Below are 19,764 nucleotides of genomic sequence, written 5' to 3'. Positions count from 1 at the left end.
GGCCCGGCGCGGGTAGCCGCCGGTCCGACTCACCGGAGATCTCACCGGATCTTCCCGACGACCGGACGGAAGGAAGGTGCCCGCATGAGGGCCGTCACCTGGCAGGGCCGGCGGAACGTCGCGGTGGAGACCGTGCCGGACCCGCGCATCCAGGAGCCCACCGATGTGATCGTGCGGATCACGACGAGCGGGCTGTGCGGATCGGACCTGCACCTGTACGAGGTGCTCGGGCCGTTCCTCGACCCGGGCGACGTGCTCGGGCACGAGCCGATGGGCCTGGTCGAGGAGGTGGGGCCGCAGGTGCGGCGGGTGAAGCCCGGCGACCGCGTCGTCGTGCCGTTCAACGTCTGCTGCGGCACCTGCCCGATGTGCGAGCGCGGCCTGCACTCCCAGTGCGAGACGACACAGGTCCACGACCACGGCACGGGCGCGTCCCTGTTCGGCTACACCAAGCTGTACGGCCAGGTCCCGGGCGGACAGGCGGAGTACCTGCGGGTGCCGTTCGGCGACAACCTGCCCATCCCCGTCCCGGAGGGCCCGCCGGACGACCGTTTCGTCTACCTCTCCGACGTCCTGCCCACGGCATGGCAGGCCGTCGAGTACGCGGACGTGCCGCCGGGCGGCTCGGTGGCCGTCCTCGGCCTCGGCCCCATCGGCGACATGGCCGCCCGCATCGCGCTGCACCGCGGCGCCGGCCTCGTCATCGGCATCGACCCCGTCCCCGAGCGGCGCGCCCGGGCGGCCGCCCGCGGGGTCCACGTCGTCGAGCCCTCCGAGGACGGCGGACCGGTCGAGCGGGTCCGCGACGCCACCGGCGGCCGCGGCCCCGACGCGGTCATCGACGCGGTCGGCATGGAGGCGCACGGCGCGCCGGTCGCCCGCACGCTGCACTCCGTGGTCGCCTGCCTGCCCGACGCCGTCGCCCGGCCCATGATGCGCCGCTTCGGCGTGGACCGGCTGTCCGCGCTGCACCTGGCGGTGGAACTGGTACGGCGCGGCGGCACCGTGTCGCTGTCCGGCGTGTACGGGGGAGCGGCGGACCCGATGCCGCTCTTCGCGATGTTCGACAAGCAGCTGACGCTCCGCATGGGGCAGGCGAACGTGCTGCGCTGGGTCGACCGGCTGCTGCCGCTGCTCACCGACGACGACCCGCTGGGCGTCGACGACTTCGCCACCCACCGGCTGCCGCTGACGGAGGCCCCGGAGGCGTACGAGATGTTCCAGACGAAGCGCGACGGCGCGGTGAAGATCCTGTTCACGCCCTGACGCCGCAGCGATGACCGCAGGGCACGACGAGCAATCCCCCGTCCGGTCACGACGGCGAGTGCCGGTCCGGGCGCCGGCCCGGGGCCACGCCGCGCCCCCGCCCGGCGTGTGCTGCGTCTCCCCGTACGGCACGCCGATGGGGTCGCGGTGGCGTTCCCGTACGGCGCCCGGTGTCGTCGCGGTGACGGACCCCGGTCGCGCACTGCGCGTCTCCGCCATGTCGGCGGGTGTTCGTGAGACGGTCACGAGGGCGCCGCGCCGGCCCGCCGAGAGCGGCGCCGCGTGCTTCTCGACGGCGAACGGATGGGACGGGCGATATGGCGGGAAGGGCCGCTGAGGGAGCTTCGGGACCGGCGCCGACGGCGCGGCGGATCCTCGCGCCGCTGGCGCTGGCGCAGTTCATCTGCAGCTTCGCGGGCTCGAACATGAACGTGATGATCAACGACATCAGCGAGGACCTGGACACCACCGTGCAGGGCGTCCAGGTCGCGATCACGATCTTCCTCCTGGTGATGGCCGCGCTGATGATCCCGGGCGGGAAACTCACCGACACATGGGGCCGCAAACGCTGTCTGGTGGCGGGTCTCCTGATCTACGGGGTGGGCGCGGTGCTCAGCGCGGTCGCGCCCGGCCTGGGCGTGCTGATCCTCGGGAACTCGGTCCTGGAGGGCGTGGGCACGGCGCTGCTGATCCCGCCGGTCTACATCCTGACCACGCTGCTGTTCACCGACACGGCGTCCCGGGCACGGGCGTTCGGCGCCATCATGGCGATGGGCGGGGTCGGGGCGGCCGCCGGTCCGCTGATCGGCGGGCTGATCACCAGCGCCATCAGCTGGCGGGCCGCCTTCGTGTTCCAGGCGCTGGTGATCGTGGTGATCGTGCTGCTCAGCCGGCACATCGACGATCCGCTGCCGCCCGACCCGGCCCGGCCCTTCGACACGGTCGGCGCCGTGCTGTCGGCGGCGGGCCTGGTGCTGCTGGTGACAGGCATCCTGGCGGTCGACGACAACGGGTGGCTGGCGCTGGGCCTGCTGCTGGCCGGTGCGCTGGTGCTGGCCGGCTTCTTCGCCTGGGTGCGCCGGCGCGAGCGCTCCGGCCGGGAGGCGCTGCTGTCGACGGACCTGTTCCGCGACCGCACCTCGAACCTCGGTCTGGTCACCCAGAACGCGCAGTGGCTGATGCTGATGGGCGTCTCCTTCACCGTCGCCGCCTATCTGCAGGTCGTCCGCGGCTATGACGCGGTCGAGACCGGCGTCATCTTCACCGCCGCGACCCTCGGCATCCTGGCCTCCTCGCTGGCCGCGGAGAAGCTGGCCCGGCGTCGCGCCCAGCGCACCCTGATCATGGCGGGCTTCGTCGTGACGCTCGTGGGCATCGCCGCGCTCCTGGTCCTCGTCGCCCGGCAGCCCGGCGCCTGGGCGTTCGCCCCGGGCCTGCTGCTGATCGGCCTGGGACTCGGGGTGATGCTCACCCCGTCGGTGAACGTGGTCCAGTCGTGCTTCCCCGAAACGCAGCAGGGCGAGATCTCCGGCCTGTCGCGCAGTGTCTCCAACCTCGGTTCCTCCCTCGGCACGGCCGTCGCCGGCACGATCCTGGTGGCGGGGCTCACCAAGGGCGCGTACGCGGTGGCGATGGCGGCGCTCGCGGTCGTCGGCCTGGGCGGGCTGACCGCCGCGGCCCTGCTGCCCCGCACCGGTCGGCCTCGGGCCTGACCCCCGAATCCCGGCCGATGCCGTCGGCGTCGCGCCCCGGCCCGGAGGACACGCCCTACCGCGCCCGGCCCTCGACGCGGTCGAGTTCCTCGTCCAGGGCGAGGGCCGCGTCGATCAGGGCCAGATGGGTGAAGGCCTGCGGGAAGTTGCCGAGTTGCTCGCCGGACGGGCCGATCTCCTCCGCGAACAGGCCGACGTGGTTGGCGTAGGTGAGCATCTTGGAGAAGGCGTACCGGGCCTGGTGGAGACGTCCGGCCCGGGCGAGCGCCTCCACGTACAGGAAGCTGCACAGGTTGAAGGTGCCCTCCGAGCCGCGCAGGCCGTCCGGGGAGGCGGCGGGGTCGTAGCGGTAGACGAGGCTGTCGCTGACCAGCTCGGTGTCCATGGCGTCGAGCGTGGTCAGCCAGTCGGGGTCGGTCGGGGTGAGGAAGCCGACCTTGGGCATCAGGAGCAGCGAGGCGTCGAGGACCTCGGTGTCGAAGTGCTGCACGAACGCCCGTCGCTTCTCGCTCCAGCCCCGCTCGAGGATCTGCCGCAGGACCGTGTCGCGGGCGTCCGTCCAGCGGTTCACGTCGCCGGGACGGGAGTGCGCGGTGGCGAGCTTCACGGCGCGGTCGAAGGCGACCCAGGTCATGAGCCGGCTGTAGGTGAAGTTCTGGCGTCCGCCACGGGTCTCCCAGATGCCCTCGTCGGGCCGGTCCCAGTGATCGGCGAGCCAGTCGATGACGCGGACGAAGGCGCTCCAGCCGCGGACGCTGCCGATGTCCTCGGCCTGGGCGAGCGCGTACGCGGCCTCGCCGTAGATGTCCAGCTGGATCTGGTCGGCGGCGGCGTTGCCCGCCCGTACGGGGGCGGATCGGCGGTAGCCCTCCAGGTGGTCGAGCACCTCCTCCGTCAGGTGGGGTTCGCCGTCGACGCGGTACATGATCTGCAGCGGCTCACCGGACTCGGTGCCGCCCGCGTCCAGGCGGGCGCGCAGCCACCGGCGGAAGGCGTTCGCCTCCGCCGTGAAGCCGAGGTCGATCAGGGCCCGCACCGACAGGGAGGCGTCGCGCACCCACGTGTAGCGGTAGTCCCAGTTGCGCTCCCCGCCGACCTGCTCGGGCAGGCCCATGGTGGCGGCGGCGATCGGGGCGCCCGTGGGCGCGTACGTCAGCAGTTTGAGGGTGATCGCGGAGCGGACGACCATCTCGTGCCAGCGGCCCCGGTAGCGGCAGGAGCGCAGCCACTCCAGCCAGAAGCGGGTGCACGCCCGGAAGTCGGCGAGGATCCCGTCGAGGCTCGGCGTCCCGCCGTCGGCCGGACCGCCGGGGCCGTCGGCACCGCCCGCGCCGCCGCTGTCGGAGGTCAGGACGACGGCGGCGCTCTGACCGGCTTCGAGGGTGAAGCGGGCGGAGACGTCGGTGCCGTCCGGGTGCAGTTCGACCGGCGCGGTGGCCTGCAGGCGCAGATCTGTTCCGGGGCCCCGGAACAGCACGGACCCGTCGTCCGTCCGCGTGAGCCCGTGGGGTGCGCGCCCGTAGTCGAAGCGGGGCCGGCAGGTCAGCTCGAACGGCAGGCTTCCCCGCACGACCCGGGCCACCCGGATCAGCCGGTGCCGGGCCGACGGCGTCGACGAGGGGTCGGGCGGCATGAAGTCGACGACCTCGCCGACCCCGCCCGGCGCCATGAAGCGGGTCATGAGGACGGCGGTGTCGGGCAGGTAGAGCTGCCGCACGGTGGCGTCGTCACCGACGTCGGCCGCCAGGCGGCAGAAGCCGCCGCGGTCGCTGTCGAGCAGCGAGGCGAACACGCTGGGGGAGTCGAACCGTGGCGTGCACCACCAGTCGACCGTGCCGTCGGCGGCGACCAGGGCCGCCGTCTGCAGGTCGCCGACGATGCCGTGGTCCGCGATCGGGGGGTACTCGCTCACCGCGCCTCCTGCGTTCTCGGCGCCCGACGGGGACGAGAGCGTCCTCGTACGGGCGCGGGACCGGCCCGGTCCCACCGGGGAGGATCCCGCGGAGGGCTCACGGCGCAGCAGCGGCCGCGATCGAGCCTCGGCCCCTCTGCTCATCATCGCGACGCCCCGCGTGCTCAGCCACTTCTGGGCGCGGGGGCCCGGCGCGGCCCGCCCGCGTCGCGCCGCCCGCGTCGGCCGCCCGACCCCGTCGGCCGCCCGCGTCCGCCAGGCGTGTCGACCCGTCCGGTCGTTTCCCTCAGGCCGCCGGCCGGAGGCGTACGCAGCAGTGTCCGGGGCCGGGGGCCAGGCACGCCTCGAGTCCGGCGGCGGCCGGATCGGCCGCGGCCCCTCTCGTCAGGTCGCCGACCGGATCGCCGCCTGCCGACGTGTCGCCGTCCGTCGCGTCCTCGCCCGGCGCGTCCCGGTCAGAGGCGTTCAGGCCGTCGAGGACGCCCCTGAGCAGGTGGAGGTTCATGCCGCACACGGTCTGTGTGTGCTCCTGGGCCAGGGCGTGGAACGGGCAGTTGTCCAGGACGATGGCGTCCTCCTCGCGGCGCGGCTCGAAGCCGTACCGCTCCAGCAGCGCGAAGACGTCCGTCCCGCTCTGCCGGCCCAGCTGCGTGCCGAGTTCCCCGGCCTTGCGGTGCAGGACCGCGCGCACGGGCTCGCCGGTCGCGTCGGACTCCTCCACCGCCTGCGCCAGCAGTCGTCCGGCCAGTTCGTAGCGGCGGTCGGGGAGGCTGACGGCGACCTGCCGCGCCGAGCGGCGGTAGAGCTTCGCGGGCCTTCCGGCACCCGGCCCGGAGCGCCCGCTGCGGCGCTCGAAGACGACGTCCAGCAGCGACTCGTCGGCCAGCCGGTCCAGATGGAACGCCGCGGTCTTCCGGGCCAGCCCGAGCGCGTCGGCCGCCTCGTCACGCCCGACCAGTTTCCGGCGGCGCACGACGAACTCGTACAGCCTCCTGCGGGTGGGCTCGTCGAGCGCGGCGACGGCCGAGACGTCGGAGACGGCGGAGACGGCGGAGGTCTCCGGAACTCCGGAGCCGGCGGTGGTCTCCGGGCCGGCGGCGTCGCGTACTTCCTTGGGGGCGTCCACGAACACCAGTGTAAAACCCACAGCCATTGACTAAAGAGCCCGAGAGGTCTTCTATGGGAAATGAACCTTGCTGATAGAAGGAGAGAGGGCCATGTCCTCCGCAACCACACGCACCACGACCACCACCCCCGGCACGCGGCGGGCGGCGCTCGCCGACCCCGGCTACCAGGCGTTCGTCATCCTCCGCACCGGATTCACCGTGGCGCCGATCCTCTTCGGACTGGACAAATTCGCCAACCTGCTCGTCGACTGGCCCTCCTACCTGGCGCCGTGGATCGACGACATCGTTCCCGGCAGCGCCCAGGCGGCCATGTACGCGGTGGGCGTGATCGAGATCGTGGCCGGCGTCGCCGTGGCACTGGCCCCCCGCTTCGGCGGCTGGCTGGTGGCGGGATGGCTGGCGGGCATCATCGTCAACCTGCTGACCATCCCCGGCCACTACGACGTGGCCCTCCGCGACTTCGGACTGCTCCTCGGCGCCGTCGCGCTGGCACGGCTCGCCCAGCGGTACCACGGGGAGCGCCGGCAGCGGTGACCGGATGAAGCGCGCGTACGGACACCGCCCGGGCGGGTGTCGCCTCACGGCGCCACCCGCCCCGCCGCACCTCGGCGCCCCTTCGCGGCCGGCTCCCGGCGGTCCGGGTCCGAGGTGCCACCGCCGCACGGCGGGCATATGGTCGCCGTATGCGCGACGGCCGGTACGACGGGTGCGGCACTCGGATGCCGCGGCAGCCCGGGACGGCCGACGGGCGGTCCGGACGGGCGGCACGCGGCCGCTGCGCAGCCGCACGCGAGCCGGCCCTCCGGCCCGTACCGGCCCCGAGCCCGGTCCTCCGGCCCGTACCCGCCCCGTGCGCCCGGATCATCGCGGAGGGGTGCTAGGCCATGCGGGATCCGGCCGACTCCTCCACCGGGCACGGCCTGGAGCGGCTCGACGCCGCCGTGGGCGACGTGGTCCGTGCCACCGGGGCCTCCGTCGCCCTCGTCTATCGCCTGCCGCCGGGCGAACGCGTCCTGCACCTCGCCGTGGTGTCGGGCGCACCCGGCCGGATCACCGCTCCGTGGGCGCGGATCGACCTCGGCGAGTCGATCCCGGTCGCGGACGCCATCCGGGACGACCGCCTCGTATGGCTGGGCGGCCGCGAGGAGGTCGCGCGGCGCTACCCCCGGCTCGGGCTCGTCCTGCCGTACGACTTCATGCTCGCCGCCGCCCCGATCCCGGGCGCCACCGCCGCGTGGGGCGGCCTCGTCCTCCTGTGGCCCGTGTTCCGCCCGTCCGAACTCAGCCGGGCGGAACGCGACGCGATCGACGGCTTCTGCCGCACCGCCGCGGCCCTTCTGCGGCAGGCCGGCGACGGCGGACGGCCGACACCGCCCGCGGAGGAACCGCGGGTGCTGCCCCCACCCGCCTCGGGCGCCGCCGAAGGCGACGAAGCCCTGGCCGCGGTGGACTTCGCGGAACGCCTGCCCGTGGGCTGCTGCGCGATGGACCTGGACGGCCGCGTCACGTACATCAACGCCGCCGCGACCGAACTCGTCGGCGCCGACGCCGACTTCCTCCGGGGCGCCCGGCCCTGGGAAGTGCTGCCGTGGATGCGCGAGCCCGTCTTCGAGGACCACTACCGGGAGGCCGTGGTGAGCCGCCGGCCCACGGCCTTCACCGCGTTGCGCCCACCGGACACCTGGCTGTCCTTCCAGCTCTACCCCGACGCCTCCGGCATCAGCGTCCACATCGCCCCCACCGCGGCCTCCGAACGGCCGGAAGTGCACCGGCCTCCGCCGCCGTTCGCGGAGCTGGCCGGGGTGGCCTCGCTCTACCACCTGATGCACCTGGCCGCCGCCCTCACGGAGACCGTCGGCGTGAAGGAGGTCGTCGACCTCGTCGGCGACCAGATCGTGCCCGCCTTCGGACCGCGGGCCCTGGCCCTGCTCGCGGCCGAGGAAGGCCGGCTCCACGTCGTCGGCCACCGCGGCTACACCGACGAGCTCATGGACCGCTTCGACGCCGAGCCGCTGACCTCCCGCACACCGGCCGTGCAGGTCCTGAACACCGGAGAGCCCGGCTTCTACGCGAGCTTCGAGGAACTCCGCCGCGACTACCCCGCAGCCGTGCACGTCGACGGCATGGCCTCCTGGGCGTTCCTGCCGCTGATCGCCACCGGCCGCGTCGTCGGCACCCTGGTCCTCGGCTACGACCAGGCCCACCCCTTCCCTCCCGGCGAACGCGCCGTCCTCTCCTCACTCGCCGGCCTCGTCGCCCAGGCGCTCGACCGCGCCCGCCTCTACGACACCAAGCACGAACTCGCCCACACCCTCCAGTCCGCCCTGCTGCCCCACACCCTCCCGCGCGTCCGGGGCCTGGACGTCGCCGCCCGCTACCTCCCCGCGGGCCGCGGCATGGACATCGGCGGCGACTTCTACGACCTCATCCGCCGCGACGACACCACCGTCACCGTCGCCATCGGCGACGTCCAGGGCCACAGCGTCACCGCCGCCGCCCTCATGGGACAGGTCCGCACCGCCGTCCACGCCCACGCCACCGCCGGCACGCCTCCCGGCAAGGCCCTCGCCGGCACCAACCGCCTCCTGATCGACCTCGACCCGGGACTCTTCACCAGCTGCCTGATCGCCCACATCGACCTCGCGGGGCACCGCGCGCACCTCGCCACCGCCGGTCATCCGCCGCCGATCGTGCGCCGGCCCGACGGGCGCACCGAGGTCTTCCCCGTCACCCCGGGCCTGCTGCTGGGCATCGACGCCGACGCGGCCTACGAGACCACCGAGATGCCGCTGCCTCCCGGCACGGCCCTCGCCCTCTACACCGACGGGCTCGTCGAGATCGCCGGACTCGACATCGAGGACACCACGGCCGACCTCGCCCGCCAGTTCGCCCGGGCCGAGGGCCGGACGATGGACGAGGTCGCGGACGCCCTCCTCGACCACGCCACCGCGACCGCGCCCCGCCACGACGACATCGCCCTGCTGCTCATCCGGGCACTCCCCGGGACCTGAGACGGCCGGGCGCGTGGAAGATGGGTGCCGGCCCCGATGCACGGGACAGGTGGGGCGGGCGATGGTGAAGGGGAGGAGCACCCCTTATGCCCCTTTTGGTCGCAGATTGAAGGGCGCGCCGCCGGGGCAGCCGGGTGCTCGTGGCCACGGCACGAACGGAGTCCGCGCCGATGACTGCCCTGCCCCGCATCGCGTACCGGCGGCTCCGGCCGTACCGGCGACGCCGACCGCACCCGCGGCACCGACCGTACACACGGCACGTACCCCGCCGGCGGCACCGACCGGACGCCCGGCACCAGCCGTACCGGCCAAGCCGAGCGCACCAGCGGCACCGACCGAACCAGCGGCACCGACCGAACCGGCGGGGCCGCGCCTGGCTCGCCGCGGCGGCCGCGGCGGCCGTGCTCGTCGCCGGCGCGGTCCTGCCCCACGGACTGCTGCTCGCGGCCGGCCTGGTCATGACCGCGCTGGCGGTGAGGCTCTTCGAATCCGCCCCCGGGCGGCGCCCCCGGCCGCCCGGGTCATGACTCCGCCCTGGCCCGTACGCCGGGAGCGACGGTGACGCTGCAGCAGCTGTACCCGGTGCTGCTGGTCGGCGGCAGCGTCCTCATGGCCAGCATCGCCGCCGCCCGCGCCGCCCACCGGATCGGCCTGCCCAGCCTGCTGTTCTTCCTGGCCGTCGGCGTCCTCGCCGGCGAGGACGTCGTCGGCATCGAGTTCGACGACGTCCGGCTCGCGCAGTCCCTCGGCACCGCCGGCCTGGCGGTCATCCTCGTCGAGGGCGGACTGACCACCCGCTGGGCCGACGTACGGCGCCTGCTGGCACCGGCCGGAGTCCTCGCCACCGCCGGCGTCGCCGTCTCGGTGGTCGTCACCGGCGCCGGGGCGCACCTCCTCCTCGGCATGGACTGGCACCTGGCCCTGCTGCTCGGCGCGATCGTGTCCTCCACCGACGCCGCCGCCACGTTCGCCGTGCTGCGCTCGCTGCCGCTGCCCCGGAAGGTCACCGGACTGCTCGAAGCGGAATCCGGCTTCAACGACGCCCCGACGATCATCCTGGTGCTGGTGTTCTCCACCGCCACGGCCGACCTGCCCGCGCCGGCCGTCATCGCCGGGAACGTCCTCTACCAGCTGGTGGCCGGCGGCCTGCTCGGCCTGCTGATCGGCCGGATCGGCGTCGCCGCCCTCCGCCACATCGCGCTGCCCGCCACCGGCCTCTACCCACTGGCCACCGTCGGCTTCGGCGTCATCGCCTTCGCCGCGGGCGGCGCCGCGAACGCCAGCGGCATCATCGCCGCGTACCTGGCCGGGCTCGTCCTGGGCAACTCGCGGCTCCCGCACCGGGCCGCGACCCGCTCGTTCGCCGAGGGCACCGGCTGGCTCGCCCAGATCGGCCTGTTCGTCATGCTCGGCCTGCTCGTCGACCCCAGCGAACTCCCCTCCGCGGTCCTGCCCGCCCTCGCCGTCGGCCTCGTGCTGCTCCTCGTCGCCCGGCCGGTGTCGGTCGCCGCCTGCCTGGCCTTCTTCCGTACGCCGTGGCGGGAGCAGGCGTTCGTCTCCTGGGCCGGTCTGCGCGGCGCCGTCCCCATCGTCCTCGCGACCTTCCCCATCGTCGCGGCCGTCGACGGCGCCCCGCACCTGCTGAACATCGTCTTCGTGCTGGTGGTGGTCTTCACCCTGATCCAGGGCCCCACCCTGCCCGCCGCGGCGCGCCTGCTGCGGCTGACCCGGTACGGCGCGCTGCGCGAGATCCAGGTCGAAGCCGCGCCGCTGGACGTCCTGGACGCCGACCTCCTCACCGTCGCCATCCCGCCGGGGTCACGGCTCCACGGCGTCACCGTCACCGAGCTGCGCCTGCCGCCGCCGACCGTGATCACGCTCGTCGTCCGCGACGGCGTCACCCTCGTGCCCCGCCCGGACACCGTGCTGCGGACCGGTGACCAGCTGCTCCTGGTGACCACACCGGGCGTCAGGGAAGCCGCGGAGCGGCGCCTGCGCGCCATCGGACGGCGCGGCAAACTCGCCCGCTGGCTCGGCGAGCACGGCCACCTCGAGCCTCCCGCGGCCTGAGCGGACACCGGGCCGGACGCCGAAGCGGCGGTGACCGGCACGCTCCGCGTACCGGTCACCGCCGCCTCCGGTCCGTCAGGACGGACCCGGGTCCTTCCGCGTCAGACGCGGCCGGCGGGGTCCTGGTCCGGGACCGCCCGCGCCGGGGCGGCCGGCACCACGGCGTCCGGCCCGCCGGGGTTGCGGCGCTCGGCGATCCACGCGGCGACGGGCTCGGTGTAGCGGGCGGTCAGCGGACCGATCACCACGAGGACGAGCACGTACGCCGTGGCCAGCGGGCCCAGCGCCGGTTCGACGCTGGCGCTGACGGCGAGGCCGGCGATGACGATGGAGAACTCGCCGCGCGCGACCAGGGTTCCGCCGGCCCGCCAGCGGCCCTTCACGCCGACGCCGGCGCGCTTGGCGGCCCAGTAGCCGGTGGCGATCTTCGTCAGGGCGGTGACGACGGCGAGGGCGAGCGCGGGCAGGATCACGGGCGGGATGCTGGCCGGGTCGGTGTGCAGGCCGAAGAACACGAAGAACACGGCGGCGAACAGGTCACGCAGCGGGCTCAGCAGCGTGTGCGTGCCCTCCGCGACCTCGCCCGACAGCGCGATGCCGACCAGGAACGCGCCGACGGCGGCGGAGACCTGCAGCTGCTGGGCGATGCCCGCCACCAGCAGCGTCAGACCGAGGACCACGAGAAGGAGCTTCTCGGGGTCGTCGCTGGACACGAACCGGGAGATCAGACGCCCGTAGCGGACGGCGACGAACAGGACCGCCCCGGCCACGGCGAGCGCGATCGCCAGGGTGGCGCTGCCGGCCGCCAGGCTCACACCGGCCAGCAGGGCGGTGATGATGGGCAGATAGACCGCCATGGCGAGGTCCTCGAGGACCAGGACGCTGAGGATGACCGGCGTCTCACGGTTGCCGAGGCGCCCCAGATCGCCCATCACCTTGGCGATGACGCCGGACGACGAGATCCAGGTGACGCCGGCCAGCACGACCGCCGCCACCGGTCCCCAGCCCATCAGCAGCGCGGCCAGCGCGCCCGGTACGGCGTTCAGGGTGAAGTCGACCAGACCCGCCGGGTACTGCGTCTTGAGATTGGAGACCAGGTCGCTGGCCGTGTACTCCAGGCCCAGCATCAGGAGCAGCAGGATGACGCCGATCTCGGCGCCGATCGCGACGAACTCCTCGCTCGCGCCGAGCGGCAGCAGACCGCCCTCGCCGAACGCGAGACCCGCCAGCAGGTACAGGGGTATGGGGGAGAACTGGAGGCGCCCGGCCAGGCGCCCCAGCAGACCGAGTCCGAGGATGATGGCACCGAACTCGATCAGGAACAGAGCGGAGGAGTGCACGTCACTCCCGTCCGAGAATCGCGGCGGCCGCCTCGACGCCCTCGCGGGTGCCGATCACGATCAGGGTGTCCCCGCCGGCCAGCCGGAACGCCGGAGTGGGGGACGGGATCGCCTCCGCCCGGCGCAGCACGGCCACGAGGGACGCGCCGGTCTCGGTCCGCATCCGCGTCTCACCCAGGGTCCGGCCGTTCCAGTGCGACGTCGAGGACAGCTCGATGCGCTCCGCGACCAGACCCAGGCCCGTCGTCGACAGCAGGTTCGGGCTGTGGTGCGCGGGCATCAGCGCGTCGATCAGCGCGGCCGTCTCGCCGTTCGTCAGGTGCAGCGACTGGGCACAGGCGTCCGGGTCGTCCGAGCGGTAGACGTTGACCGTACGCGTCCCGTCCAGGTGAGCGATCACCGACAGATGCTGGTGTTCCCGTGTCGTGAGGTCGTACTGCACGCCGATGCCGGGCAGCGGCGTGGTGCTCATCCGTGGAGCAGGCACAGCCCATCCCCTTCTGTTCCGTCGATCTCTCGATGATTGGTGGTGCGATGTGCCGCGAAAATCGGACAATGATCCGGCGCGGCCAGAAACATGGTGCCAGGTGCGCGAACGGCCCGGACATGGGTGTCGCCACGGATGGACAGGCCGTGCCACCAGGCGCGAGGCTGGTGCGGGGCAGTCTGCGCCGGCGCGGGTCGGGCCCCGGATGACGGCACGGCTGCACGGCGGCGACAGTGAAGGTGGGAGCCCACCGAGAAAGGCACGGACATGTCGCTGTACTGGCGGATCTTCCTCCTCAACGCCGCCGTCCTGATCGCGGCCGTCCTGCTGCTCTTCGGACCCGTCACCGTCTCCACCCCCGTGGCGTTCGCCGAAGGCCTGGTCCTGGTCGCCGGACTGGTGGCCATGCTGATCGCCAACGCCGTCCTGCTCCGGATCGGCCTCGCCCCGCTCCAGCGCCTCACCCGCGCCATGGCCACGGCGGACCTGCTGCACCCCGGCCAGCGCGCCGCCGTCAGCGGCACCGGTGAGATCGCCGAACTGACCAAGACCTTCAACGCGATGCTCGCCCGCCTCGAATCCGAACGGGCCGCCAGCTCCGGCCGGGTCCTGTCCGCGCAGGAGGCCGAACGCCGGCGCATCGCCCAGGAACTCCACGACGAGGTCGGCCAGACCCTCACCGCCGTACTGCTCCAGCTCAAGCACACGGCCGACCACGCCCCCGCGGCCGTACGCGAGGACCTCCTGCAGGCCCAGGAGACCACCCGCGCCGGCCTCGACGAGATCCGCCGCATCGCCCGCCGCCTGCGCCCGGGAGTCCTCGAGGAACTCGGCCTCCACAGCGCCCTGCGCGCCCTCGCCGCCGAGTTCGCCACCTCCCGACTGAGCGTGACCACCCACATCACGCCCGGCCTGCCGCAGCTGGACCCGGCGACCGAGCTGGTCTTCTACCGCATCGCCCAGGAGGCGCTCACCAACACCGCCCGCCATTCCGGCGCCCGCGCGGTCGAGCTCCACCTGCGCACCCTGCCCGGCGGGGGAGTGGGCCTGCTGGTCCGCGACGACGGCCGGGGCATCGGACGGGCGCCGGAAGGCGCCGGCATCCGCGGCATGCGCGAGCGCGCCCTGCTCGTCGGCGCGGAACTCCGCATCGGCGCCGGACCGGGCGGCGGCGCGCAGGTACGACTCGACGTCACGAACAGCACCACCGAACGACACTCCCGGGAGAACGCCCGATGACCGGACCGGCCCGCATCCTGCTCGCCGACGACCACGCCCTGGTCCGCCGCGGCGTACGCCTCATCCTCGACGCCGAACCGGACCTCACCGTCGTCGCCGAGGCCGCCGACGGGTCCGAGGCCGTCGCCCAGGCCCGCGAGCAGGACGTCGACCTGGCCATCCTCGACATCGCCATGCCGCGCCGGACCGGCCTCCAGGCCGCCCGCGAACTCGCCCGGATCCGCCCGGACCTGCGCACCCTGATGCTGACGATGTACGACAACGAGCAGTACTTCTTCGAAGCGCTCCGGGCCGGCGCCTCCGGCTACGTCCTCAAGTCCGTCGCCGACCGCGACCTCGTCGAGGCCTGCCGCTCCGCCCTGCGCGACGAGCCCTTCATCTACCCCGGCGTCGAGACCACCCTCATCCGCAGCTATCTCGACCGCGCCCGCAGAGGCGACCCGCTGCCCGCCCGCCCCATCACCGAACGCGAGGAGGAGATCCTCAAACTCGTCGCCGAGGGCCACACCTCCAAGGAGATCGGCGACCTCCTCGTCATCAGCGCCAAGACCGTCGAACGCCACCGCGCCAACCTGCTCCAGAAGCTCGGTCTGCGCGACCGCCTGGAACTCACCCGCTACGCCATCCGCGCCGGCCTCATCGAACCGTGACCGCCCGGCCTCCCCGGCCGGCGGTCCGCGTGCCGGGCGTCACGGCCGGGCCGGACGGGGGGACGGCCGGTCGGACGGCGCGGTTCCGAGGAGTTCGGCGAGGCCCTGACGGGTCGCCGCGACGACGACGCGGTCCTGCGGGCGGAGCACGTAGCCCGGGTGGAGGTCCCACAGCAGCTGCGGCTGCTCACCGGTGACGTCGGGGTTGGCCAGGTCCGGGCGGCGGGCCGCCGGCTCGGCGGTGTCGAGCGCCAGGACGCGCCAGGTCCCCGGCCGGAACGCCTCGGCGACCGTACGGCCTTCGAGCTGCGGGTGCCCGGCCACGACGAGGGCGGCGAAGACCAGGACCCGGCGCTCCACGGGGACGGCGCCGAGGATCTGGCGGCCCATCATGGCCCCGGCGAACGCCGGCGCGGCGAGATGGGTGACGCTGCGGCTGCGGGTGAGGGCGTCCGGGTGCGCCGTGCGCAGGGTGCGGTGGACGGCGGTGGCGAACGCGTCGTCGTACAGCCGCAGCGCCACCCTCAGGTCGTTCTTGAGCGTGCGGGCGTAGAGGGTGGCCTCCAGATTGGTCGTGTCGGAGCTGGTCAGGGCGAGGAGGGCGTGCGCGCGCTGGACCTTCGCCGCTTCGAGCACGCCCTCGTCGGTGACGTCGCCGAGGACGACGGGCACGCCGAGGCCGCGGGCGAGGGGAACGCCCCGGGCGTCGGGGTCCTCCTCGACGCAGACGACCGGGATGTCGAGCTCCCGCAGCCGGACGAGGACGCGGGTGCCGATCTTGCCCAGACCGAGCAGGACGACGTGCCCGGACAGACCGCGCGGCGGCCGGCGCAGCGCCCCGGCGGCCCGGAAGGTGCCCAGCGCCTCCAGCGCACCGGCCACGAGCAGGGGCAGCAGGGCGAGGCCCACGAGCCCCGACAGCAGCTGCAGCACCTGACGCGTGGTGGACTCGCCGACGGCCGGGTCGTTGATGGAGAACAGGTCCAGCAGCGTCACGTACGCGGCGTGCACGGGATCTGCGTCGGTGAGCACGGTGGTGGTCACGCTCAGCGCGAGGACACAGCCGACGATGCCCGCGAGCGCCCAGCGCAGCCGCGCGGAGAGCAACTCGCCCAGCGGAGCGCCGCGGCGGGCCAGCCGGCGGGGCGGAAGGGTCGGCCCGGAGTGACGGACGGTCTCCAGGACGATGCTGCCGCGCCCCACCGCGCTCTCCACGGCACGGTCGTCCGGCAGGAGCTCGGGCCCCGACGGGCCGCTGGAGTCCGAGCCCTCGGCGCCCGCGGGATCGGACGTGGTGGAGGACAGCAGGGCCAGGGTGCAGAGGCCGGGCTCGGACACCGCGCCCCGCTCCGGCGGGGTCCGCTCGGCGGCCCGCAGCAGCACGCCGTCCGCCTGGAGGACCTTGCTCGTCCCCGCGACGGCGGTGGCCGCGAGCGAGGGCGCCGCCGTGTCCGCGTCGGACAGCACCGTCGTGGACGCCTCCAGGGCCGCCCGGTCGATCCCGGGCTCGGCCATCAGGACGACCTGGTCGAGGAGTTCCTCCAGGTACTGGCCCAGCTTCCGGTTGTACATCCGCACCACGAGCCGCAGCCCCGGACTCAGCCGACGGGCGGCGAGCGCGGCCCGCAGATTCGTCTCGTCGTCCTCGTACAGCAACGCCAGGGCCGTCGCCCGGTCCGTGCCGGCCCGCAGCAGCACCTCCTCGGTGGGCGCCGCAGCCAGCAACTCCTCGGGTAACGAACGCGACCCCGCCCCCCGGCCGTCCCCTTCTGCCGGCGTGGAGCCGCCGCGCGCCCCGAGCGCCCCGCCGAACCTGCCCCGCAGCCCCGCCGCGGGGAACCGCGGAACCGGCCGCGGGTCCGGCAGCTCCTCCTCCCGGTCGCCGGGAACGACCAGGACGACCCGGCGGCGGTAGACGTCCCGCAGCTCGGCCGCGAGCCGGTGTGCCAGCCCGTCGTCGCCGCAGACCACCATGTGCCCGCCCCGGATCCCGTACGCCTCCTGCTGAGGCATCACGACGCACCACCCCCTTCCCGTCCGCATCGTCGCATCGGCGCGTACCGGCGGTCACTGCCGGTCCCCGGCAGCGTTGCCGCACCCTCGACGCCGTTCCCGCGCCTGCTCCTCGCACGCCCGCCCGAGCCCGCCCGCGCACGGTCGGCGGACGGGGCCGGAGCCGGGGGTCAGGTCCGCCGGGCAGGCCAGTCGAGCAGCCGCGCGCCGATGACCGCCGTGTGCAGCGTGTAGCGGTGCAGCGGGTCGTTCGGGTTGAGGCCGGTGAGCGTGTGGATGCGTTCGAGGCGGTACGTGAGCGCCCGCACGCTCAGCGACAGCCGCCGCGCGGCCTCGGTGGCGACGCAGCCGGTGTCGAAGTAGGCGATCAGGGTGCGGATCATCGGCTGCGCACCGCCCCGGGCCTGCTCCAGCGGCCCCAGCGTGTTGTCCACCAAGTCCACCAGGGCCTGCCGGTCACGGGCCAGAACGGGAAAGACCAGCATGTCCGCGGCGCGCAGCAGCGGCTCCTCGAAGCCCATGCGGCGGGCGACGTCCAGCGCGTTGAGCGCCTCCTCGTAGCTGTGGCCGATGCCGCCCGCGCCCCGGCGGGGCCGTCCGATCGCGACCTGGCCGCCGTCGGTCGCCGCGTTCGCGTGCTTGGCGAAGTGGACGAGGACCTCGTCCTGTTCGGCCGGCGCGATGCACACCATGCGGCCGTCCTTGGTGGTGAAGAGGATGCGCCGCCGTTCGAACCGGGCGAAGAGCCCGGCCTCCACCTCCCTCGGCACCGGGTCGGTCTCGTCGTACGCGGCCGGGCCCTCGGCGACCGCGACCGCGTGCGTACGGGACAGACGCAGCCCGAACCTCTCGGAGCGGGCGGCGAGCTGGCCCGGGTCGCCGCGGCCGTGGAGGAGGTCGTCGATGAACTCGCGACGGGCTGCCTCCTCCCTCCGCACGACGAGCCGCTGGGCGTGCTCGTACCCCTCGGCGAAGGCGTCGACGGCCTGCTCGACGGCGCTGAGGACGCTGTCCAGGTCCGCCGCTCCGCCCCGGCCGACGCGACTGGCCGCGAGGTGCGCGCGGACCAGGCCGCGCCAGCCGTGCCCGGCCTCGGCGGCCCGGGCGCCCAGCGCGCGGCGTGACTCCAGCTCGGCCCGGGTCAGCCGGCGGCCGGTGGTCGACGCCTCGGCGATGATCCGGCCGTATCCCTCGAGGAAGGTCGTCTGCGTCTCCGTCGTGTCCTGCACCGCTGGAGGTCCCCCTGGCTCTCGTGAACTGGAGAACAAGGATAAGGACGCGGGCGGCGCCGAGGAGGCCGCCGGGGTGCCCGGGACGCCGGCCGGCGACACGACCCGTCGAGGCCGGCCGGCGACCGAGCCTGCCGGGGAACCGGGCGATGGTGCCCGCGCGAGACCGCACCCCAGCACCGCGCCGCCGGCACCCCCAGCGCCGACCCCCAGCACCGCGCCGCCGGCACCCCCAGCACCGCACCCCAGCACCGCACCGCCCGGCGCCCCGACGGCCGCCCCCGGCAAAGCGATTCGACAAACACCGCACCGCCGCCGAAGCTTGCCGCGTCCCACCTCAGCACGACCCACCACAGACAGACACAGGAAGTCCATGACACACCGCTTCACCGACCGCCAGGGCAGGACCGTGACCCTCGAGGAGATCACGGACGAGAACTGGCGCGCCGTCGCCGACGTGGCACCCGCCGACGAACAGCGGGACCACGTCCCCGCGTTGGCGGCCCGATACCTTCTGCTCTCCGACCGCGGCGACACCTGGACCTCCCTCGCCGTCCGCGCCGACGACACGGTCGTGGGGCACGTGATGTGGGCCCACGACGACCAGGACGGCAGCCACTGGGTCGGCGGCATGATGATCGACGTGGCCGAACAGGGCCGCGGCGTGGGCCGCGCCGCCATGGGCGCCGTGATCGCCCGCCTCTCCGCACTCCCGGACTGCCGCGAGATCCGCCTCTCCTGTCACCCGGCCAACACCTCCGCCGAGCGCCTCTACCGCTCCCTCGGCTTCGGCCCGACCGGCGAGCGGGAGGACGAGGAGATCGTCATGTCCCTTCCCGCGGGCGCGACGACGGCCGCCTGACCCTGCCGGCTCCGCAGCCGCGCAGGGACCCGCGAGACGGGCCTCCACGTCCCGCCGACATGCGTCGGGGGGCGACGGGCGTCAGATTGGAGATATCCGATCCGCCGGGACGGAACCGTTCCGGCGGTCGACGCGGAGGAGCGTGTCATGACCACCCACACGAGCTCGGCCGGTCGGCAGGGGGAGACGCACACCAGCGGATGGCTGGTGTTCGCCGCCGTCATCATGGTCTTCAGCGGCATCATGGCGCTGCTCGGAGGTATTTCCGCCATCGCCAAGGACGACGTGTTCCTGGCCACGCGCAACTACGTCTACCAGATCAACCTCACCGGCTGGGGCTGGATCCATCTCATCCTGGGCATCGTGATCACGCTCACCGGTATCGCCCTGTTCACCGGCGCCACCTGGGCCAGGGTGGTCGGCGTGGGCCTGGCCGGGCTCAGCATGATCGCCAACTTCATGTGGCTGCCGTACACGCCGTGGTGGGCGCTGCTGCTCATCGCCATCGACGCGCTCATCATCTGGGGGCTGTGCGTCGCTCCCCGGCCGGAACGGGTCTGACGCACGGCACCGGCGCCCGTGGCACTCGACACGGAGACCGGGACGCCGCAGCGGCTCGTGCTCGTCGTCGGTGTCGCCGGATCGGGCAAGTCGACCGTGGGCCGGCTCCTCGCCGAGCGGCTGGGCGGGCCGTACCGGGACGCGGACGAGTTCCACTCCGAGGCCAACCGCCGGCCCGGCGTGACCAGCGCGCCGTCGTGGTGCAGCAGGGCTCCGTCCGGGCGAAGACGCTGGACCCAACGGCCCAACGGCGATTTCGCGGAGATGCCGACCGCCTCTCGCGAT

15 protein-coding genes and 1 pseudogene are annotated in these 19,764 nt (G+C 73.9%); 10 read left to right on the top strand and 6 right to left on the bottom strand.

Annotated features, from left to right (window positions below; translation table 11 throughout):
* Positions 1 to 84 precede the first annotated feature (84 nt).
* Positions 85 to 1,266, top strand: a complete 1,182-nt coding sequence (locus ESG85_RS22125; protein ID WP_128981935.1) for an alcohol dehydrogenase catalytic domain-containing protein — start codon at positions 85 to 87, stop codon at positions 1,264 to 1,266.
* A 317-nt stretch (positions 1,267 to 1,583) separates the two neighbouring features.
* Positions 1,584 to 2,978 carry an MFS transporter gene (locus tag ESG85_RS22120; protein WP_128981933.1) on the top strand — a complete coding sequence of 465 codons (1,395 nt, stop codon included), beginning with the start codon at positions 1,584 to 1,586 and terminating at the stop codon, positions 2,976 to 2,978.
* Positions 2,979 to 3,033: 55 nt separating this feature from the next.
* Here the strand turns inward: ESG85_RS22120 and ESG85_RS22115 are convergent, their stop codons facing one another.
* Both ESG85_RS22115 and ESG85_RS22110 read right to left on the bottom strand, forming a co-directional pair.
* The gene (locus tag ESG85_RS22115; protein WP_128981931.1) at positions 3,034 to 4,890 is read right to left on the bottom strand and encodes a glycoside hydrolase family 15 protein; all 1,857 of its coding nucleotides are present in this window, start codon (positions 4,888 to 4,890) and stop codon (positions 3,034 to 3,036) included.
* A gap of 286 nt (positions 4,891 to 5,176) precedes the next feature.
* Positions 5,177 to 6,022: a helix-turn-helix transcriptional regulator gene (locus ESG85_RS22110; RefSeq protein ID WP_425471264.1), complete on the bottom strand. Its 846-nt coding sequence runs from the start codon at positions 6,020 to 6,022 to the stop codon at positions 5,177 to 5,179.
* Between the two features lie 85 nt (positions 6,023 to 6,107).
* Between ESG85_RS22110 and ESG85_RS22105 the strand changes: the two genes are divergently transcribed.
* From ESG85_RS22105 to ESG85_RS22095, 3 genes are all read left to right on the top strand, one after another.
* A complete protein-coding gene (locus tag ESG85_RS22105) occupies positions 6,108 to 6,551 on the top strand; it encodes a hypothetical protein (RefSeq protein WP_181019083.1) in 444 nt (147 codons plus the stop codon).
* A gap of 350 nt (positions 6,552 to 6,901) precedes the next feature.
* Entirely contained in the window at positions 6,902 to 9,028 is a 2,127-nt protein-coding gene (locus ESG85_RS22100; protein WP_128981929.1) for a SpoIIE family protein phosphatase, read from the top strand.
* 558 nt (positions 9,029 to 9,586) lie between these two features.
* Positions 9,587 to 11,098 (top strand): potassium/proton antiporter, encoded by a 1,512-nt coding sequence (locus tag ESG85_RS22095; protein ID WP_128981927.1) that lies wholly within the window; start codon positions 9,587 to 9,589, stop codon positions 11,096 to 11,098.
* Positions 11,099 to 11,199: 101 nt separating this feature from the next.
* Here ESG85_RS22095 and ESG85_RS22090 read toward each other — a convergent pair whose 3' ends face one another.
* Together ESG85_RS22090 and ESG85_RS22085 are read right to left on the bottom strand one after the other, a co-directional pair.
* Positions 11,200 to 12,438, bottom strand: a complete 1,239-nt coding sequence (locus ESG85_RS22090) for a cation:proton antiporter (protein ID WP_128981926.1) — start codon at positions 12,436 to 12,438, stop codon at positions 11,200 to 11,202.
* Position 12,439: 1 nt separating this feature from the next.
* Complete coding sequence (locus ESG85_RS22085; protein WP_128981924.1) at positions 12,440 to 12,910, bottom strand: cation:proton antiporter regulatory subunit; 471 nt, start codon at positions 12,908 to 12,910, stop codon at positions 12,440 to 12,442.
* Positions 12,911 to 13,192: 282 nt separating this feature from the next.
* Between ESG85_RS22085 and ESG85_RS22080 the strand changes: the two genes are divergently transcribed.
* Complete coding sequence (locus ESG85_RS22080; protein WP_128981922.1) at positions 13,193 to 14,164, top strand: HAMP domain-containing sensor histidine kinase; 972 nt, start codon at positions 13,193 to 13,195, stop codon at positions 14,162 to 14,164.
* Positions 14,161 to 14,814 carry a response regulator gene (locus tag ESG85_RS22075; protein ID WP_128981920.1) on the top strand — a complete coding sequence of 218 codons (654 nt, stop codon included), beginning with the start codon at positions 14,161 to 14,163 and terminating at the stop codon, positions 14,812 to 14,814. Before ESG85_RS22080 ends, ESG85_RS22075 begins: the two co-directional genes overlap by 4 nt.
* 39 nt (positions 14,815 to 14,853) lie before the next feature.
* Here ESG85_RS22075 and ESG85_RS22070 read toward each other — a convergent pair whose 3' ends face one another.
* Both ESG85_RS22070 and ESG85_RS22065 read right to left on the bottom strand, forming a co-directional pair.
* Entirely contained in the window at positions 14,854 to 16,788 is a 1,935-nt protein-coding gene (locus tag ESG85_RS22070; protein ID WP_128982035.1) for an NAD-binding protein, read from the bottom strand.
* Between the two features lie 209 nt (positions 16,789 to 16,997).
* Positions 16,998 to 18,056, bottom strand: coding sequence for a PucR family transcriptional regulator (locus tag ESG85_RS22065; RefSeq protein WP_128981918.1), 1,059 nt, complete (start codon positions 18,054 to 18,056; stop codon positions 16,998 to 17,000).
* A 373-nt stretch (positions 18,057 to 18,429) separates the two neighbouring features.
* Between ESG85_RS22065 and ESG85_RS22055 the strand changes: the two genes are divergently transcribed.
* From ESG85_RS22055 to ESG85_RS36125, 3 genes and pseudogenes are all read left to right on the top strand, one after another.
* The gene (locus tag ESG85_RS22055; RefSeq protein WP_128981914.1) at positions 18,430 to 18,918 is read left to right on the top strand and encodes a GNAT family N-acetyltransferase; all 489 of its coding nucleotides are present in this window, start codon (positions 18,430 to 18,432) and stop codon (positions 18,916 to 18,918) included.
* A 147-nt stretch (positions 18,919 to 19,065) separates the two neighbouring features.
* Entirely contained in the window at positions 19,066 to 19,479 is a 414-nt protein-coding gene (locus ESG85_RS22050; protein ID WP_128981912.1) for a DUF7144 family membrane protein, read from the top strand.
* 18 nt (positions 19,480 to 19,497) lie between these two features.
* Positions 19,498 to 19,647: pseudogene (locus ESG85_RS36125) on the top strand (shikimate kinase); the annotation flags it as partial.
* Positions 19,648 to 19,764 lie beyond the last annotated feature (117 nt).

This window comes from Streptomyces roseicoloratus (assembly GCF_004117935.1).
GTDB classification, from domain to species: Bacteria; Actinomycetota; Actinomycetes; order Streptomycetales; family Streptomycetaceae; genus Streptomyces; species Streptomyces roseicoloratus.
Note: the sequence above shows the minus strand (reverse complement) of the source record. Positions and strands in the feature narration are given on the sequence as shown.